This is a genomic window from Mesorhizobium sp. USDA 3734, assembly GCF_056279665.1.
The window spans coordinates 2,193,185-2,211,824 of sequence record NZ_JBWCCW010000001.1 but is presented as its reverse complement, the minus strand read 5'-3'; the positions used below and the strand labels follow the sequence as shown (position 1 = coordinate 2,211,824).

Below are 18,640 nucleotides of genomic sequence, written 5' to 3'. Positions count from 1 at the left end.
AACCGGATACATAGGTAACAGTTTTCTCCCCTTATGATGGGTTCGGCGCAGCGCCGAGCGGTTGGGTTGGCGCGGCGCTGCGGCGAACCAGTTTCATGTGCTTGTGGTCGATGAAGCCGAGCGGATGGGCATAGAAGCGCATCGCCCATTCGCCGTTCTCGGTCTCTTCGATGGCAATCGGCTCGCCTGCCAGCGTGGCCGAGACATAGATCTCGGTGCCCTGCCATTTGACGGCGCCGTTCTGACGCACGCTGCGCACGGCCGCCTCGGCCGGATAGTCCGGCTCGGGGGTCGTCTTGGGCATGGGACGGGTCGAGGGACGGTAATGCTGCGCCGGGGTGCCCATGCCAAGGGCCTCGTGCGGGCGCTCCTCATTGTAGCTGCGCCGGAAGGCCTCGAAGACCTGGGCTTGAGCCGCCCTGTCAGCCTCCGGTGCCTTGGCCATCGGCAGCATGGTCAGGTGAAAACGCTCATGGCGCCCGTTCTGCTGCGGCTTGCCCGGCTGGATGCGCTCAAGGGCGATGCCGAGCTTGATGAAGCGCGCCGCAAGCGGCGTCAGCCCGGTGACGCCGGCCGACGCAAATGGGGAGCCATTGTCGCTTCTGAAGCGATCCGGCAGGCCGTTCTCCTCAAACAACCGCTCAAACACCGGCCAAGCCTCTTCATCCGACGTCGAGCTCGTTGCCTCGAGCCCCAACAGGTAGCGGCTCAACGCATCCATCACCGTCAGCGGTTCGCAGCGCCACCCGTCGCGGGTCCGGAACCAGCCCTTGTGGTCCCCCGTCCACACCGCGTTCGGCTCCGAAGCTTCCGGCCATGGGCCGTTGCCTGCCGCCCTCCAGCGCCTGCGCCTGCGCCCCACAAGTCCATGCCGCTTCAGAAGCTCACCGGCCGTCGAGACCGCGGGCCAGCCGCAGCAGGGCTCCGCAAGCTTGAGCCTGGCAATGATCTTCTTGGGTCCCCACAACGGATGCGCCTCCTTCATGGCCACGATCCGCTCCACCACATCCACGGCCGTCGCCCGACCGTGATTGAGCGGCGCACGCGGCAGATCATGCAAGCCTCCCGGTCCATACTCCCGGTAGCGTTCAAGCCATTTGTAGCCGGTCTTGCGAGAGATATCGAAGGCCGCACACACCTGCGTCATCGTCTCCTCGCCAGAAAGGCATTCCACAACAAACCGAAGCCGATCATCCATGAGTGCAGTCTCTCGCCAAACCATCGCCGGTCCTCCCGGCGAGGCAGAAAACTGTCACCCATCTAATCGGTCCATTCTGTTACCTATCTATCCGGTTCGGACACCGGGCACTTCTCCCCGTATAGTGACGGGGAGAAGGATGCCGTCATCGACGATTTCGCCAACCGCCAACGTTGCAGAAAAGCGCCGAGGTTGAGACAGCTCCCTTCTCCCGTCACTATACGGGGAGAAGATGCCGGCAGGCAGATGAGGGGCAGCGCTAACGGTTCAAGTCGATCGCGCCCAGACCCTAGCCCACAAATTGCCGCGCCAAAATCAACACCGCCGCGCCCGCCAGAAACATCGCCATCAGCCCACCGCGCAGTGACACAACAGCGGTGACGACCAGAGCTGCCCATTCCGCCGGCCCGGCATTCAACAGTTCGGGCGCCACCAGCGTCGTCAGCACCGCCGCCGGCACGGCGTTGAGACCGGCTTCCACACGCGGATGGATGGTGTCGAAGCGAGAGATGACCAGATGGCCGCCGATCCGTGTCAGATAGGTGGCGATCGCGCCGGCGATGATGATCCAGAATGTCGTGCTCATGGCCGTGCCTTCACGCCGCTGTGGTGAGGTGGCAGGATGACCGCCAGCAGCACGCCGGCAATCGCGCCGATCGAGACATGCCAGGGCGAGCCCACCGTCTTGTAGGCGACGATGGAGGCAGCCGCACTGGCAATCACGACAGGCAGCCACAGCGGCCGCTTGCGGAAGCCCAGCACAAGACCGAGAAAATAGATCGGCAGCAGGAAATCGATGCCCAGGGCATGTGTGTCGGGGATCAGCTTGCCGAACACCGCGCCGAGCGCGCTTTCGATCACCCAGAACACATAGACCGGCAGGCCAAGTCCCAGGTACCAGGCAAAGCCGACTGTCTGGCCGGATTGCGCCCGCGCCTCGGCAACCGCGAATTGCGGGTCGGTGAGGATGAAATAGCCGAGCGCTTGGCTGATAACGGGCCAGTGGGCGATGCGCCGGCCGATGCCGGCGGAATAGAGCACATGGCGGAAATTGACGGCGAAGATCGACAGCACGATCAGCCACGGCGCCACATGCTGGCCGAACAGTTGGATGCCGACCATCTGGCTGGCGCCGCCATAGACCAGCGCGCTCATCAGGAAGGCTTCCAGGACCGAGAAGCCATTGTCGACGGCGAGCGCACCGAACAGCACCGCAAACGGCGCCGACGCTACCACGACAGGCATCGAGAGCCGCACGCCCTGCCAGAAATCGCTTTTCGCGCCGCTCTCGGAAATTACGTCCGTCGCCATCGACCACTCCTGATGCATGTCGCCCAAAAGTGCGTAGCGGTTTTGGGAACAAGGGAATGGCGGTATGTAGGTGGCGCGACCTGCGCTGTCACACGAATTCGCTTGAGCCAAATGATCAGCGGAAATGATCGTGATGGCGCCTTGTAGACGGGTTAGCCGGCGAGAACCTTGCCCTCGATCGCCCTGCCCCAGTCAAGTAGCGGCTTGGCGCGCAAGGTGAAATCGACGAGCTCGTCGACCAGATCAGCCGTATGGATTCCCGCCGGATCGATGACATGCTGGACATAGAAATGCCGGTGGCGGATGGCGGCGACCAGATCGGGATCGCTGATTTCCTCGAAGCCACGCGGCGTGCGCTTCATGCGGCCTTCGGTCTCGAGTTCAAGACGGTTCTTCTTCAACGCCGCCACCAGGGCACGAAACTTTTCCGGCTTTGCCGCGATGGCTTTGCGCATCGCCAGCAGCAGCGGCGGCTCCGGCTGCCACCAGGCAATGTCGGCAAAGCAGCGCTCAAGCCCGATATGCACGTAGAACACGCCCTGCTCCATCTTGGTGCCGTCAGGCGACAGGATGGCCGACAGATGCCTGTTGTAGGGCCGCTTGTCCTTGGCGAAGCGCACATCCCGATTGATCCGGAACAGCGACTTCTTGCGGTCGCCGCGCAGGCCGAGGCCTGCCTTTGCGAAGCGCTCGGTCAGCGTGTCGACGAGATCGCCAAAGGGATCGCGCAGTTCCTTTTCGAACAGCTCGCGGTTTTCCAGGAACCATTCGCGGCTCTGGTGGAAGTCCAGCGCCTTGAGGAACGGAATGGCCTTTGGGCCGAACCCTTTGAATGCGCCTTCCATCACGCCTTGCCGATCCGCGCCAGCCAGGCATCTTCGTCGATCACCTCGATGCCGAGTTCGCTGGCAAGCTTCAGCTTGGAGCCGGCACCCGGCCCGGCGACCACCAGATCCGTCTTTGCCGAAACCGAGCCCGCGACCTTAGCGCCGAGGCGCTCCGCCATGGCCTTGGCTTCGGAGCGTGTCATCTTCTCCAGCGAGCCCGTGAACACGACCGTCTTGCCGGCGACCTCGCTGTCGGCCGAGACGTTGACGATATACGGCTTCGGCTTGACCTGCGTGAGCAGCGCATCAAGCACGTCGTCATTGCGCTCATTGCCGAAGAAGTCGCGCAACGCATCGATCACGGTATCGCCGATGCCGTTGACCGATGGGAAAACACTGTGCGGATCGGCTGCTGCCGCTGTCTCCTTGCCGACTCGGATCAGCTCCTCGATGGTCGAGAAGGTTCGGGCAAGCACGGCGGCCGTTGTTTCGCCGATATGGCGGATGCCGAGCGCGAAGATGAAGCGGTCGAGTTCCGGCTCGCGGCGCGAGTCGATGGCGGCGAACAGCTTGTCGAGGCCCTCATAGTTGCGATCCTCGACGCTGCGCACGTTCTTGCGCGTCTTGCCCGATGCGGCCTCGCGCTGCCTGGCCTGCTCCTCGCGCCGCTCGGCCAGCGCCCTGGTGACGGCCGGGCGGCGATCCCTGAGCGTGAAGATATCGGCGGCCGTCTTGATCAGACCCGCATTGAAGAAGGTGTCTATGTTTTCGGCACCAAGGCCTTCGATGTCCAGGGCACCGCGTGACACGAAGTGGCGCAATCCTTCCACCGCTTGCGCCGGACAGATCAGTTCGCCGGTGCAGCGCCGGCGCGAATCTTCCTTGCCGGTCTTCTCGTTGATCTCGCGCGTCGCCGGGGAGCCGCAGATCGGACAGGTATGCGGGAATTCGTATGGCACGGCGTCGGGGGGCCGCTTGTCGATGACGACGCTGACGATCTGCGGAATGACATCGCCCGCTCGCTGGATCACGACCGTGTCGCCGATGCGCACGTCGATGCCGTCGCGTATCGGCTGGCCCGTGCTGTCCAGCCCCTTGATGTAGTCCTCATTGTGCAGCGTGACATTCTCGACCACGACGCCGCCAACCGTGACCGGCGCCAGCCGGGCAACCGGCGCCAGCGTACCGGTGCGGCCGACCTGGATGTCGATCCTCTGCACGGTCGTCATCGCCTGTTCGGCCGGAAACTTGTGCGCGACGGCCCAGCGCGGCTCGCCGGTGACGAACCCCCATCGGCGCTGCAATTCCAGCTGGTCGACCTTGTAGACGACGCCGTCGATGTCGTAGCCAAGCGCCGAGCGCTGCTCCTCGATCCGATGATAATGCGCGATCAGCTCCTCGGCCGATTTGGCCCGCACCATCAGCGGACTGATCTTGAACCCCCACTCGGCGAATTTCTGCACCGAATCATATTGGGTCGGAGCCGGGTCCGCTGTCGTGTAGCCCCAGGCATAGGCGAAGAATTTGAGGTTGCGGCTGGCGGTGACGGACGGATCCTTCTGGCGCAGCGACCCGGCCGCCGTGTTGCGCGGATTGACGTAATCCTGGCCGCCGACCGCGGCCGAGCGCTGCTTCAGCGCTTCGAATTCCGCATAGGTCATGTAGACCTCGCCACGGATCTCGATGATTTCGGGCCAGCCCGATCCCTCCAGCTTGGCGGGAATGTCGGCGATGGTCTTCAAATTGGCGGTGATGTCCTCGCCCACAGTGCCGTCGCCGCGCGTTGCGCCCTGCACGAACACGCCTTTCTCGTAGCGCAGCGAAGCCGACAGCCCGTCGATCTTCGGTTCGGCCGTGAAGGCGATGTCGAGATCCTTGTCGCGATCGAAGAATCGCCGGCCGCGTTCGATGAAATCCGTGACGTCTTCGTCGGTATAGGCCTTGGCGAGGCTGAGCATCGGCACCGCATGGCGCACCTTGGCAAAGCCTTCCGCAGGTGCCGCACCTACCCTGCGCGACGGCGAATCCTCGCGCACCAAAGCCGGAAAGCGCTCCTCGATGGCAAGGTTGCGCCGAGCCAAGGCATCATATTCCGCGTCGGTGATAACAGGCGCGTCTTCGGTATGGTAGCGCCGGTCGTGCTCGGCGATCTCTTCCGCCAGGCGCTTCAGCTCGGCTTCGGCCTCGTTCTCACTGAGCGAATCGACAGGTTTTTCAGCCATGCTTTCCTTCCCCGAACCGTGGCCCGCCACAATAGATCAGGATTTTGGGAAAAGCATTCCTGAACAGCGGGATGGAGCCATATCCTGACTCGATCCCTGACACCCGTCGTTCCTATGCCGCCGTGGTATTTTCACGCAGCAGCCGCTCCGCGGCAGCGCGCGCTTCGTCAGTGATGGTGGCGCCAGCCAGCATGCGCGCGATCTCTTCCTGCCGCGCCGGCCGGTCCATCTCGGCAATGCCGGTGGCAACCCTGTCGGTGGTGCCGGATTTGGAGATCAGGAAATGCGTCGCCGCGCGCGCCGCAACCTGCGGCGCGTGCGTCACCGAGAGCACCTGGACGCGCTTCGACAATCGCGCCAGCCGCTGGCCGATGGCGTCGGCGACAGCGCCGCCCACGCCGGTGTCGATCTCATCGAAAACCAGCGTCGGCGCCGAGCCACGGTCCGCCAGCGCCACCTTCAGCGCCAAAAGGAAGCGCGAAAGCTCACCGCCGGAAGCCACCTTCATCATCGGGCCGGGTCGCGTGCCGGGATTGGTGCGCACCCAGAATTCGATCTGGTCGATGCCCTCTTCCATGCGGCTCTCGGCATCGCTCTTCATTTCCACGATAAAGGCAGCGCGTTCGAGCTTCAGCGCCGGCAATTCGGCCATGACCGCCTTGGTCAGGCCGACCGCGGCCGCATGGCGAAGCGAGGACAGCTGAGCGGCGGCGATGTCATAGGTCTCGCGCGCGGCAGTGGCCTGCTTTTCCAACCCGTGCAGGCGTTCCTCGCCGGCGTCGAGATCGGCGAGATCGGCCGACATCGTGTCGCGCAGCTGCGCCAGATCGTCGACGGCGACGCTGTGCTTGCGCGAGGCCGCGCGCAGCGAAAAAAGCCGCTCCTCCGCCTTCTCCAACCGCTGCGGATCATATTCGGTGGCGCGAAGTGCGGCCTCGACGCCCGATTGCGCAGCATCGAGCGACAGCATCGCCTCATCCAGCGACTTGACCACGTCATCGAGCAGGCCGGGCGCCTCCGTCACCTTGCGCTGCAGCCGTCGCAGCAGGCTGGCCAGTTGCGGCAAGGGCGAGGACGGACCGGACAGCACATCCTGCGCATCATGGATTTCGGAGGCGATCTTCTCCACGCGCATCATCGACGCGCGCAGTTCGGCAAGATCGGTCTCTTCGCCCGGCTGCGGATCGAGCTTCGTCAGTTCCGCGACCGCCGCACGCAGATAGTCGGCCTCGCGCGCGGCCGCCGCCACCTTGGCACGATGGCGCGACAGCTCCTGCTCGCAGGCGCGCCAGTGCCGCCATGCCTCGCCCGTCGAGCGGACGGCCCCGAGATGGCCGCCGAAAGCGTCGAGCACCTCGCGGTGGGCGCCGGGATCGACCAGCGCGCGTTCGTCGTGCTGGCCGTGGATTTCGACCAACGCGCGGCCGACATCGCGCATCAAGGTGACGCTCGAAGGCTGATCGTTGACGAAGACGCGGGTGCGGCCATCCGCCGTCTGCAGGCGGCGCAGGATAATGTCGCCATCATCCTCGATGGCGTTCTCGGCAAGCAGCGCGCGCACCGGATGGTTGCGCGGCACGTCGAAGACCGCGATGACCTGGCCCTGCGCCGCGCCATGGCGCACCAGCGACGCGTCGCCGCGCGCACCGAGCGCCAGCGACAAGGCATCGAGCAGGATGGATTTGCCGGCGCCGGTTTCGCCGGTCAGCACCGAAAGACCCGGCTGGAAGTCGATATCCAGCTTCTCGATCAGGACGATATCGCGGATCGATAGTCTGGAAAGCATCAGAACCCGAATCTAGAACGGCACGCGACCATTTGGAGTCGCAGCGCCGCACTATCTTTTTGTTTGAGCATCGGATCAATCCGAAAAAGCGCTGCGCACGCTTCGGTCCGAGTACTCCAAGCAGGTTGCGCAAAAGTGTCGTGCGGTTTTGCGACAAGAAACCTGCGACAAACCAGGAAAACCAAGCGGACCGCGCGTAGGCGAAGCCCGCGCAGTCTGCTTGGGATCAGGCGCCGGTGATCATCTTCCCAGCCTTGGATATCCACGACCCGGCATTTTCGCGCGGTGCAAGCCCATTGCTCTGCAAGAGCTTGTAGGAATCCTTGTACCACGGGCTGTCAGGGTAGTTGGTGCCAAGCACGGCGGCGGCGGTCTGTGCCTCGGAGGTCAGGCCCATCGCGTAATAGCTTTCGGTCAGGCGGGCGAGCGCCTCCTCGACATGGCGCGTGTTGGAATAGCTCTCGACCACGGTGCGGAAGCGCTTGACGGCGGCGATGTATTCGCGGCGCTCGAGATAATAGCGGCCGATCTGCATTTCCTTGCCGGCCAGCTGATCGTTGGCGAAGCGGATCTTTTCCTTGGCATCGTCGACATATTCCGATGTAGGCCAGCGCGTCACCAGGTCCTGCATCGTCTGAACGGTTTGGCGCGCTTCCTTCTGGTCCTGCGTCACGTCCTTGATCTGGCGGTAGTAGCTCAAGCCGATGATGTACTGCGCATAAGCAGCGTCATCGGTCGACGGATAGAGCGTGAGATAGCGCTTGGCCGAGCCGATCGCCTCGTCATAATTGCCCTGGCGGTAATCGGCGAAAGCGCCCATCACCATGGATTTGCGGGCCCATTCCGAATAGGGATGCTGGCGGTCGACAGCGTCGAACTTGCGGCTTGCCTCCTGCAGGCGTCCGGCATTGAGGTTGGCGAGGCCCTGATTGTAGAGAACATCGGCCGGCTCGGTCTGGTCGACATAGGTCGACAGGTCGATATCTTTCTCCGACGACATGCAGGCTGACAGGAAGAGCGATGGAACAACCACCGAAAGCGCCAGGAAAACAGCCCTCTGCGGCGCTTTCAATTGACCAACTCGCTTGAAGAACATGATTGGATTCCGCCCTTTCGGCGTTATTTCAATACCGGTTGCATGCCATTGTTTCAAAACTGGTCCCCACTTTTGAACGACATGCACTAATCGACGGCAGCAGCCATAAACCATAACCGCCTTGCCGGGCAACGCTATCGCCGGCCAATCGCGCATTTTTGTGGCGACAAGCGGGCGGCCCGACACCCATGTGATTTCACCGGCAGGTGGTGCATTCATGCAACACCGGCCGCCCGCGCTGGAACCCGAGAAAAATGAAGAAAATCAGATCATCCAGGGCGCGTAGAGCGGCGCGTTGACGGCGTTCATCTCGGCGCTGCGGCCGCGCTCGCGGCGCGTCGTCTCGACGATTTCGAACGCAGTCCGATCCGACAGCAGGCGGCGCAGGGCCGCGGCATTCATCCTGTGGCCGCCGCGATAGGAGCGGAAGCAGCCGATGAAGCGGGCACCGGCCAGCGCCAGGTCGCCCATGGCGTCCAGCGTCTTATGGCGCACGAATTCGTTGGGATAGCGCAGGCCGCCCATGTTGATGACGCGGTTGTCGTCACCGATCACCAGCGAGTTCTCCAGCGAGGAGCCGAGCGCGTAGCCGGCGGCCCACAGCCGCTCGACATCCTTCATGAAGCCGAAGGTGCGGGCGCGGGCGATGTCGCGGCGGAAGATATCGGCATTGAGGTCGGACGCGAACAGCTGACGGCCGATTGCCGGGCTCTCGAAGTCGATCTCGATCTCGAAACGGGTGCCGTCATACGGCCTGAACTCCGCCCAGGAGGCGCCGTTCTCGATGCGGACCGGCTTGATGACCCTGATATAGCGGCGCTTGACAGAGAGCGTCTCGATGCCCGCCTGGTCGATGGCTTCGACGAACGCCATGGCGCTGCCATCGAAGATCGGAACCTCGGAACCATCGATCTCGATGGCGACATTGTCGATGCCGAGCCCGAACAGCGCCGCCATGATGTGCTCGACCGTGGCGATGTGCTCGCCAGCGGGATCACCAAGCATGGTGCACAGGTCGGTGGCGCCGACTTCCGAGACCAGGGCACGAAACTCGCGGCCCTGCTCCGCACCGTTGAAAAGCTGGAAAACGATGCCGGTGTCTGCATCCGCTGGCAAAAAGCTGATGGACACTTCCTTGCCGCTGTGGACGCCGGTGCCGGTAAGCGACGCGCGCGTCTTCAATGTCGTCTGATAGTCGTGCAAGACAATCCCCATAAGCCCGTAATGCCTAGGTCCGCTTCTCCAGCCCGAGGGCGCGGCTCTTGTGTGAATCGGCAGGCAGGGCGACTTCCCCCGAAATCCCGGCAAACCGACGATGGTAGGCAGCGAAGATAATGTCCCGTCAGGGAGACTCCAAATCACGGTTTCTTACTCTGTGTAACCGCAACTGGAATGGGCGCTACTTGGTAAGTGATTGAAATCACATCATTTAAAACGTTAACAGGCAAGCGATTCCTCGCTTGCCTGTTAACAAATGTTACAGTCCGTTTACCAATCAGTTGGCCTGGCGGCGCAGGAACGCCGGAATCTCCAGCTGATCGTCTTCCTGAGTCGACCTCACCTGCGGTGTCAGGCGGCCCTGGTCGTCGAGTTGACCACGGCGCGGCGCGTAGAGCTGCGCGTCCTGGCTGGCGAGACGGCGCACTTCGGGCGCTGCCTGGCGCAGCTTGGGCTCGCGCGGCTGCGCCGGCTGCAGCCGTGCAGGCTCTTCTTCGCGGCGGGTCAGGCCGTTGGTCAGGCGCTTCAGCAGGCCCATCGGTCCGCTGTTGTTCTCGTGGTCGACCGGGCGGCTCTTGGCATCCACCTCGGCCTTGACGACGGGCGGAAAGTCCTCGACGCGCGGCATACGCTGCGGTGCCATGGCAACCGGCTGCGGGGCTTCGCGCTGCAGCATTTCGCGCGGCTGCGGAGCCGGCTGCATCTGCTGGACCACCGGCTGCGGCATCGGCTGTGCTGGCGGCGCCTGGAAGATCTTGCTCTGCGGGCGGAAATCTTCAGCGTGAGCGACCGGAGCCGGGCGCGCCTGAGCCATGGCCGCGGCATTTGCTTCGGCCAGTTGGATGGCTTCGGCGACCGGGTCGACGGCTCGCGGTTCGTACGCAGTCTGCTGGACCGGCGCCGGGCGGCTTTCCACCGCGGCAACGGCCGGGCGGCTGACCGGCTTCGGCGGCGCCGTGCGGATCGAGATCGGCGCAGCAGCGATTTCAGCCGCCGACTTGTCGATGCCGGTAGCAACCACCGAGACGCGGATGACGCCTTCGAGTTCCTCGTCGAAGGTGGCGCCCAGGATGATGTTGGCGTCCTGGTCGACTTCCTCGCGGATACGGGTCGCCGCTTCGTCGACTTCGAACAGCGTCAGGTCGCGGCCGCCGGTGATCGAAATCAGCAGGCCCTTGGCGCCCTTCATCGAGGTCTCGTCGAGCAGCGGGTTGGCGATCGCAGCCTCAGCGGCGGCCATCGCACGGCCCTCGCCGGAAGCCTCGCCGGTGCCCATCATCGCCTTGCCCATCTCGCGCATGACGGAACGGACGTCAGCGAAGTCGAGATTGATCAGGCCTTCCTTGACCATCAGGTCGGTGATGCAGGCAACACCGGAATAGAGCACCTGGTCGGCCATGGCGAAGGCGTCGGCGAAGGTGGTCTTGTCATTGGCCAGCCGGAACAGGTTCTGGTTGGGGATGACGATCAGCGTATCGACGCATTTCTGCAGTTCCTCGATGCCGAAGTCCGCCGTCTTCATGCGGCGCTGGCCTTCGAAGTGGAACGGCTTGGTGACGACGCCGACGGTGAGGATGCCCTTTTCACGGGCGGCACGCGCTACGACGGGAGCCGCCCCAGTGCCGGTGCCGCCGCCCATGCCTGCGGTGACGAAGCACATATGGGTGTTGGTCAGGTGATCGAGGATCTCGTCGATGCACTCTTCCGCCGCCGCTCGGCCGACTTCCGGCTGCGAGCCGGCGCCCAGACCCTCGGTGACATGGGCGCCAAGCTGGATCAGCCGTGAGGCCTTTGACATGGTCAGCGCCTGCGCGTCGGTGTTGGCCACCACGAACTCGACACCGCGCAAACCGGCGGTGATCATGTTGTTGACGGCATTGCCGCCGCCGCCGCCGACACCGAACACGGTGATGCGCGGCTTAAGCTCGGTGATGTCCGGCTTTTGCAGATTGATGGTCATTGTCTCCGTCCTTTGCCTTTCACGCCGCTTCGCCGCCGCGGCCGCCTATGGGGCTGTCCCCGTCAATTTAGAAACTGTCTCTCAACCACTGACTCATGCGATGCAGTTTTCCGCCCGTTCCGGTCATTCTGAGACCGGAAATTCCTTTCGCCGGATGGCTCTCGAAGTTCGCCATCTGCGGATAGATCAGAAGCCCCACCGCTGCCGAGAAGGCCGGCCCCTTCGCCGCTTCCGGCAGGCCGGCCACGCCAAGCGGACGGCCGATGCGCACATTGCGTCCCAGGATGCGGCGCGCCGCCTCCGGCAGACCGGCAAGCTGGCTGGCGCCGCCGGTGAGCACCACACGCTTGCCAACCGCATTGCCGTAGCCAGACTTGTTGAGCCGGTCGCGCAACAATTCGAGCGTCTCGTCGATGCGGGCGCGCACGATGCGCGTCATCACCGAGCGCGGGATCTGCAAAGGCACATCGCCATCGTCGCCAATCGGCTGGATCGAGACCAGGTCGCGGTCGTCGGCACTGCCCGGCAGCGCCGAACCATGCATCACCTTCAGCCGTTCCGCCGCATCGAGCGAGGTCGACAGCCCCTTGGCCATGTCCAGCGTGACATGATTGCCGCCGATGGCGATGGCGTCGCCATGGACGAACTTGCCTTCCGAAAACACCGAGATCGTCGTCGTGCCGCCGCCCATGTCGATGCAGGCCGCGCCCATTTCCAGTTCGTCGTCGACCAGGGCCGCCAACCCGCTGGCATAGGGCGTCGCCACCATGCGCTCGACCGACAGGTGCGAACGGTTGATGGAAAGCTCCAGATTGCGCATCGGAGCCGCGTCACCGGTCAGCACATGCATGTCGACGCCGAGTGCGTCGCCGACCATGCCGCGCGGATCGCGCACGCCGCGTTCCGCATCCAGCGAGAAGCCGACAGGAAGCGAATGGATCACCTCGCGCTCGGCCTTCAGCGCCTGCTTGGCGCCGGCGCCGAGAACGCGCTTGATGTCGGCCTCGTCAGCCTCGTGGCCGCCCAGATTGATGGTAGCGGAATAGGCTTCACTCTTCAGCCGGCCGGCCGTCATGTTGACGATCAGCGAATCGACCGTCAGCCCGGCCATGCGTTCGGCCGCATCGACGGCGAGGCGGATGGCATGCTCGGCGCGGTCGAGATCGACGACGACGCCCGATTTCACGCCTTGCGATTTCTGATGACCGATGCCAATCACCTGGATCCGGTGCGAGCGGCCACGCAACAGCTTGCCGTCATCGCACGGCTTCAGCTTGGCCACCATGCAGCAGACCTTGCTCGAACCGACATCCAGCACCGTCAGGGTGCCGGACCGGCGCGACGAGGCATCGCCATGACCGCCAAGCCAGCTCATATCTTCGTCTCCGGCTTGCGCTTCAGGCTCTTGGGTTTTTCGTTGAGTGCGGCTTCGCGCTGCGTTGCCGCCTCGGGCGTCAACTGCACGACCAGCCGGTCGGTCAGGCGCATGTCGACGGCGGCGATATCGCGCGACAACAGGCCCTTGTCCTGGTCCATCTTGACGAGTTCGGCGAGCGCCTGGTCCTCGCCATCCTCGGGAAGCTTGACGGTGATGCCATTGTCCAGCTTCAGGTCCCAGCGGCGTTCGCCGACGCGGATATAGCCTTTGATCCGGGTCGCGAGATCAGGATATTTTTCGATCTTGGCGATGAAGTCGGGCGCGCTCGCCGGCGCGCCGGTGCCAATCAGCAGCGGCAGCAGCACCTGCTTGCCACCTGAGAACGGCGCGATCACGGCGCCATCCTTCTCGATGACGGACAGTTCGTCGCCCTGCTGCCAAAGCGCGAAGGCCTCGCGCTCTTCGACGCGCACTTCCAGCGTGTGCGGATAGACCTTGCGCACCGCGGCAACCTCGATCCACGGCAGGCCGGAGATGCGCTCGCGCGCCGCCTCGGCGTCAAAGCCGATCAGCGACGTCCAGCCGTCGAGTTCGAGCCTGTCGAGAATATCTATCTCCGAGGTCTGACGATTGCCGACCACCTTGACCTGATCGACGGCAAAGCCGGTGCGGGCGGTGATGCTCTGCACGATGCCGTCGACATGGCCGCCGAGATAGGCGCCATAGGCACCGCTCGAAGCAATCAGCACGGCCGACATCATGGCCGCGGAAAAGCGCGGCGCCTGGAATTCCCCGACACCCAGGCGCGTCAGAATGCGCACCGGGCGACGCAGCATCCGCGGCAGCACGAAATGGTCCAACGACAACGGCAAGCCGAACAGCGCCGGCCCGGCCGCGCCCCTCTCCTTACCCTGCCCCCATTTCAACGCAGACACGAAGCGTCCTCCACCATCCAACTCAACAAATCGCCAAACGAGTGCCCTGCCTGGGCGGCGATTTCAGGCACCAAGGACGTCGGCGTCATACCCGGCTGGGTGTTGACCTCGAGCCAGACAATCTCGCCGTTTTCGGAATGCCGATCGTCATAACGGAAGTCCGACCGGGAAACGCCCCGACAGCCGATCGCTTGGTGAGCCTTGAGCGCCAGTGTTTGTATTTTTTGGTAAATATTCGGTGAAACTTTTGCGGGGCATTCGTGCTTTGATCCCCCGGCGACATATTTTGAATCATAGTCGTAGAAGGAATGGCCGGTCGGGATGATCTCGCAGACCCCCAGCGCCACATCGCCCATGACCGCGCAGGTCAGCTCCCTGCCGTGGATGTAGCGCTCGACCATGACGGTGTCGCCATATTTCCATTCCGACGAGCCAAGAACCTGCGGCGGATGCGACTGGCCTTCATGCACGATGACGACACCGAAGCTCGAGCCCTCATTGACCGGCTTGACCACATAGGGCGGCTTCATCGGATGTTTGTTCTGGATGGCGAAGCGGCTGGCAACCTTCGATTCGGCAACCGGGACGCCGACCGCCTTGGCAACCCGCTTGGCCTGCTCCTTGTTCATGGCCAGAGCCGAAGCGAGCACGCCGGAATGAGTGTAGGGAATGCCGAGATATTCAAGGATGCCCTGGATGGTGCCATCCTCGCCAAAGGGGCCATGCAGCGCGTTGAAGGCGACATCGGGCTTGAGTTCGGCAAGCACCGAGCCGACATCGCGCCCGACATCGACGCGCGTGACCTGGTAGCCTTCCTTCTCGAGCTCATCGGCACAAGCCTTTCCCGAGGACAGAGACACGGGCCGCTCGGACGAAAACCCACCCAGCAGGACGGCCACATGCTTGCTTTTCATTCCCCGGCATCCCCTCTCACGGCGGACCAAAAACCAAGATTTTCCGCAACATTGAGTCCGAGTCTCCCGGTAGGCTACCCCCCAGACGGAAAACGCGGGTAACGCGTCGAACGACTCAAATCAGGAAACGCTTTTGAGCAGAGAATCAGAGAGTTGATTCACTGGCAAGTGCTTACGATTCCGAGAGATTCACTTTCTGAGAAAATGGATGCGAAAAGCGTGTCGTTGAGTCTTTACAGCAACGGTTTTGGGCCGTTTCAGCCCCCTTGAAGTTCATGCATCACATGAACTTCAAGGCGGGCTAAAGGAGTTGCCCGAGAAACTCCTGAACCGCATGTCCCGGCCGGAAATTGCCGATGCGCTTGATTTCCCATTGCAGCCGGATGCCGGAATTCTCCAGCACCCGCGTGCGCACCGTCTCGCCGAGATATTCAAGGTCGTAGCCGGTCGCGGTTCCGGTGTTGATCATGAAGTTGCAATGCATCGGCGACATCTGCGCGCCGCCTATCATCAGGCCGCGGCAACCCGCCTTGTCGATCTCCTTCCAGGCCGACGTGCCTTCGGGATTCTTGAAGGTCGAGCCGCCGGTCTTCTCGCGGATCGGCTGCACGGTCTCGCGGTGGCTCTGCACCGCATCCATCGCCGCCTTGATCGCCGCCTTGTCCTCGGCAAAGCCTTCGAACACGGCCGAGGTGAAGATCAGCCCGGCAGGTGCCGCCGAATGGCGATAGGCGTAGCCCATATCGGCATTGCTCAGCGTCTGCACATTGCCCTTGCGGTCGAGCGCGCGCACTTCGACGACGCGCTCGCGTGTCTCGACGCCATTGGCGCCGGCATTCATCCTCAGCGCACCGCCTATGGCGCCCGGAATGCCGTGGTAGAAATGGAAACCGCCAATGCCGGCCTCGAGCGCCACTGCGGCAACACGCTTGTCAGGTGTCGCAGCCCCCGCTTTGATCGTTGTTGGGCCAATCACCTCGGCCTCGCCAAAGCCTTTGGCCGAAAGCCGGATGACAAAGCCCGGGATGCCGCCGTCGCGGACCAGAAGGTTCGAGCCGACACCGACGATGGCCAGCGGGATGTCCTCCGGAACAGCTTTGAGGAACGCTGCAAGATCCTCCTCATCGGCCGGCTGGAACAAGGCTTCAGCCAGGCCACCGGCACGGAACCAGGTGATCTTGTCCATCTCGGCATTCGGCGTGAGGCGGCCGCGCAGGCCGGCTAGCCGGTCGCCAAGTCTGTCGATCAGGGCCTGGCCGTGCATCATGAGACGGTCCCGCCAAGCTCCTTGGGCAATGCATAGGCCCATTGGGTGATGTTGCCGGCGCCAAGGAAGACGACGAAATCGCCCGGCTTGGCCAGATCACGGATGATGGGCGCAATCGCTGCCGGACCCTCGATGTAGCGCGCGTCGCGATGGCCGCCGGCGCGGATGCGCGACACCAGCGCGTCCGAGCTGACGCCGTCGATCGGCTCCTCGCCGGCCGCGTAGACCGGCGCCACCATTACCGTGTCAGCGTCGTTGAAGCAGGCGGAAAACTCGTTGAACAGATCATGCAGCCGGGTAAAGCGATGCGGCTGGGCGATAGCGATGACGCGGCCCTTGGTGGCGCTGCGCGCCGCCTTCAGCACCGCCGATATCTCGACCGGATGGTGGCCGTAATCGTCGAACACATCGACGCCGTTCCACGAACCGGTAAGGGTGAAGCGGCGCTTGACGCCGGCGAAGGACGACAGGCCCTTCTTGATCGCCTCGGCCGACAGGCCAAGCTCATGCGCGACGGCGATCGCCGCGGTAGCGTTGGAGACGTTATGTCGGCCGGGCATCGGCAGGCGCAGGCCTGCTATCGTCGTCTGGCCGCCGGTCTTGCGATCGCGGATCACCACGTCGAATTCCGAAGTCGCGCCCGCCATGCGGTGGTTGGTGAAGCGCACATCGGCCTGCGCGTTTTCGCCATAGGTGACGACGCGGCGATCCTCGATGCGGCTGACCAGCGCCTGCACCTCGGGATGATCGGTGCACATCACGCCAAAACCGTAGAACGGCACGTTCTCGACGAACTGGCGAAACGCCTCGCGCACCTTGTCGAAGCTGCCATAGTGATCGAGATGCTCGGGATCGATGTTGGTGACGACGGCAATCTCGGCCGGCAGCTTGAGGAAGGTGCCGTCGCTCTCGTCGGCCTCGACCACCATCCATTCGCCGTCCCCCATGCGCGCGTTGGTGCCATAGGCGTTGATGATGCCGCCATTGATGACGGTCGGATCGAGCCCGCCGGCATCGAGCAAGGTCGCCACCATCGAGGTCGTCGTCGTCTTGCCATGCGTGCCGCCGATCGCCACCGCCTGGCGAAAGCGCATCAGTTCGGCCAGCATCTCGGCCCGGCGCACGATCGGCAACAGCTTTTCGCGCGCGGCCTTCAGCTCCGGATTGGATTTCTTGATCGCCGTCGAGACGACGACAACCTCGGCATCGCCGAGATTTTCGGCCTTGTGGCCGACAAAGCATTCGATGCCCTTGTCGCGCAGCCGCTGCACATTGGCGCTTTCGGCTTGGTCGGACCCTTGCACCTTGTAGCCGAGATTGTGCAGCACTTCGGCAATGCCGCTCATGCCGATGCCGCCAATGCCGATGAAATGCACAAGGCCGATGGTCTGCGGCATCTTCATGCGTGCGTCCCCTTCCTGAAATCCGAAACGGTTTTTTTGGACGCAATAGCCTCTGTGAGATCGGCGAGCAACCGTGCCGCGTCCGGCCTGCCGGCCGATTTCGCGCCCGCTGCCATCGCCGCCAGCCGCTCGGGGGCGTCCATCAGCCCCCCGACAAGCGCTGCGATGCGTTCGGGCGAAAGCGAGGATTGCGGGTGCACTTCGCCGCCACCGGCAGCGGCAAGGGCCGCTGCGTTCGCCGCCTGATCGTGATCGAGCGCATAGGGATAAGGTACCAGCAACGCCGGCCGGCCGATGACCGCGATCTCCGAAACCGTCGAGGCGCCGGAGCGCGAGATCACCAGATGCGCCGCCGCCATGCGTGCCGCCATGTCGGTGAAAAAGGGCGAGACCTCGACGGCGACGCCAAGGGCGGTATAGGCCGCCTTGACCCGCGCCACGTCATCCGCGCGAGCTTGTTGGGTAATGACCAGCCGCTTGCGCTGCGCATCGGAAAGCAGCGCGATGGCTCCCGGCACGGCATCGGAAAAGAACTGGGCGCCCTGGCTGCCGCCGAACACCAGCAGGCGGAACGGCTGCTCCCCCGTCGACGCCGCATAAGCCGTCTTGGCCGCTTCCAGCACGGCAGGCCTGACCGGATTGCCCGTCGTCACCGTCTTGACGCCGGCAGCACTGGTGTCCCGCGGCAGGAAGCCGCCGGCGATGGCATCGACACGGCCGGCCAGCGCCCGGTTGGCGCGCCCCATCACCGCGTTCTGCTCGTGGATCAGCGTCGGCACCTTGCGCCGTGTCGCCGCGTAGAGTGGCGGCAAGGTCGGATAGCCGCCGAAGCCAACGACGGCATCCGGCTTGATCCTGCCGATGACGGCGGAAGCCTGGCGCACGCCGCGCCAGATTTTCCAGAAGGCGCCAAGCAGGGCAAAAGGATTTTTCGAGCCCATCGTCGCCGACTGGATCGGATGGATGGCGGCGGCCGGAAAATGGCCGGCGAAACGCTCGGCACGGTCGTCGGTCGCCAGATGCACCGACCAGCCGCGCTCGTTCAGCTCATGCGCCAGCGCCTCGGCCGGGAAAAGATGCCCACCGGTTCCGCCCGCCGCGAGAAGGATGACGCCTCTGGCCATA

The 18,640-nt window shown here is 63.8% G+C and carries 15 protein-coding genes; all 15 read right to left on the bottom strand.

The features are described 5' to 3' along the window. Window positions 1-31: 31 nt before the first annotated feature. Window positions 32-1,222 carry an integrase core domain-containing protein gene (locus ACZ89F_RS10535; protein WP_476091651.1) on the bottom strand — a complete coding sequence of 397 codons (1,191 nt, stop codon included), beginning with the start codon at window positions 1,220-1,222 and terminating at the stop codon, window positions 32-34. A 265-nt stretch (window positions 1,223-1,487) separates the two neighbouring features. Beyond that, entirely contained in the window at window positions 1,488-1,784 is a 297-nt protein-coding gene (locus ACZ89F_RS10530) for an AzlD family protein (RefSeq protein WP_057142891.1), read from the bottom strand. Then, window positions 1,781-2,509 carry an AzlC family ABC transporter permease gene (locus ACZ89F_RS10525; RefSeq protein WP_109668480.1) on the bottom strand — a complete coding sequence of 243 codons (729 nt, stop codon included), beginning with the start codon at window positions 2,507-2,509 and terminating at the stop codon, window positions 1,781-1,783. Before ACZ89F_RS10525 ends, ACZ89F_RS10530 begins: the two co-directional genes overlap by 4 nt. Before the next feature lie 152 nt (window positions 2,510-2,661). Further along, window positions 2,662-3,354, bottom strand: coding sequence for a DUF2461 domain-containing protein (locus ACZ89F_RS10520; protein WP_476091649.1), 693 nt, complete (start codon window positions 3,352-3,354; stop codon window positions 2,662-2,664). Next, on the bottom strand, window positions 3,354-5,558 hold the full coding sequence (gene ligA, locus ACZ89F_RS10515) for an NAD-dependent DNA ligase LigA (RefSeq protein ID WP_476091647.1): 2,205 nt from the start codon (window positions 5,556-5,558) through the stop codon (window positions 3,354-3,356). Before ligA ends, ACZ89F_RS10520 begins: the two co-directional genes overlap by 1 nt. 112 nt (window positions 5,559-5,670) lie before the next feature. Continuing rightward, window positions 5,671-7,344, bottom strand: a complete 1,674-nt coding sequence (gene recN, locus ACZ89F_RS10510; protein WP_476091645.1) for a DNA repair protein RecN — start codon at window positions 7,342-7,344, stop codon at window positions 5,671-5,673. Window positions 7,345-7,570: 226 nt separating this feature from the next. Continuing rightward, window positions 7,571-8,440 (bottom strand): outer membrane protein assembly factor BamD, encoded by an 870-nt coding sequence (locus tag ACZ89F_RS10505; protein WP_476091643.1) that lies wholly within the window; start codon window positions 8,438-8,440, stop codon window positions 7,571-7,573. A 264-nt stretch (window positions 8,441-8,704) separates the two neighbouring features. Further along, entirely contained in the window at window positions 8,705-9,655 is a 951-nt protein-coding gene (lpxC, locus tag ACZ89F_RS10500) for a UDP-3-O-acyl-N-acetylglucosamine deacetylase (RefSeq protein ID WP_126069554.1), read from the bottom strand. 280 nt (window positions 9,656-9,935) lie between these two features. Next, complete coding sequence (gene ftsZ / locus ACZ89F_RS10495; protein ID WP_476091641.1) at window positions 9,936-11,618, bottom strand: cell division protein FtsZ; 1,683 nt, start codon at window positions 11,616-11,618, stop codon at window positions 9,936-9,938. Between the two features lie 67 nt (window positions 11,619-11,685). Then, window positions 11,686-12,993, bottom strand: a complete 1,308-nt coding sequence (gene ftsA / locus ACZ89F_RS10490) for a cell division protein FtsA (RefSeq protein ID WP_476091639.1) — start codon at window positions 12,991-12,993, stop codon at window positions 11,686-11,688. Then, on the bottom strand, window positions 12,990-13,931 hold the full coding sequence (locus tag ACZ89F_RS10485) for a cell division protein FtsQ/DivIB (protein ID WP_476091637.1): 942 nt from the start codon (window positions 13,929-13,931) through the stop codon (window positions 12,990-12,992). Before ACZ89F_RS10485 ends, ftsA begins: the two co-directional genes overlap by 4 nt. Continuing rightward, window positions 13,919-14,845, bottom strand: coding sequence for a D-alanine--D-alanine ligase (locus ACZ89F_RS10480; protein WP_476091635.1), 927 nt, complete (start codon window positions 14,843-14,845; stop codon window positions 13,919-13,921). The genes ACZ89F_RS10485 and ACZ89F_RS10480 overlap by 13 nt, the downstream gene beginning before the upstream one ends. A gap of 301 nt (window positions 14,846-15,146) precedes the next feature. Continuing rightward, entirely contained in the window at window positions 15,147-16,112 is a 966-nt protein-coding gene (gene murB, locus ACZ89F_RS10475; protein ID WP_476091634.1) for a UDP-N-acetylmuramate dehydrogenase, read from the bottom strand. Continuing rightward, window positions 16,109-17,515, bottom strand: a complete 1,407-nt coding sequence (gene murC, locus ACZ89F_RS10470; RefSeq protein WP_476091633.1) for a UDP-N-acetylmuramate--L-alanine ligase — start codon at window positions 17,513-17,515, stop codon at window positions 16,109-16,111. Before murC ends, murB begins: the two co-directional genes overlap by 4 nt. Then, on the bottom strand, window positions 17,512-18,639 hold the full coding sequence (gene murG, locus ACZ89F_RS10465) for an undecaprenyldiphospho-muramoylpentapeptide beta-N-acetylglucosaminyltransferase (RefSeq protein ID WP_476091632.1): 1,128 nt from the start codon (window positions 18,637-18,639) through the stop codon (window positions 17,512-17,514). Before murG ends, murC begins: the two co-directional genes overlap by 4 nt. Window position 18,640: the final 1 nt, after the last annotated feature.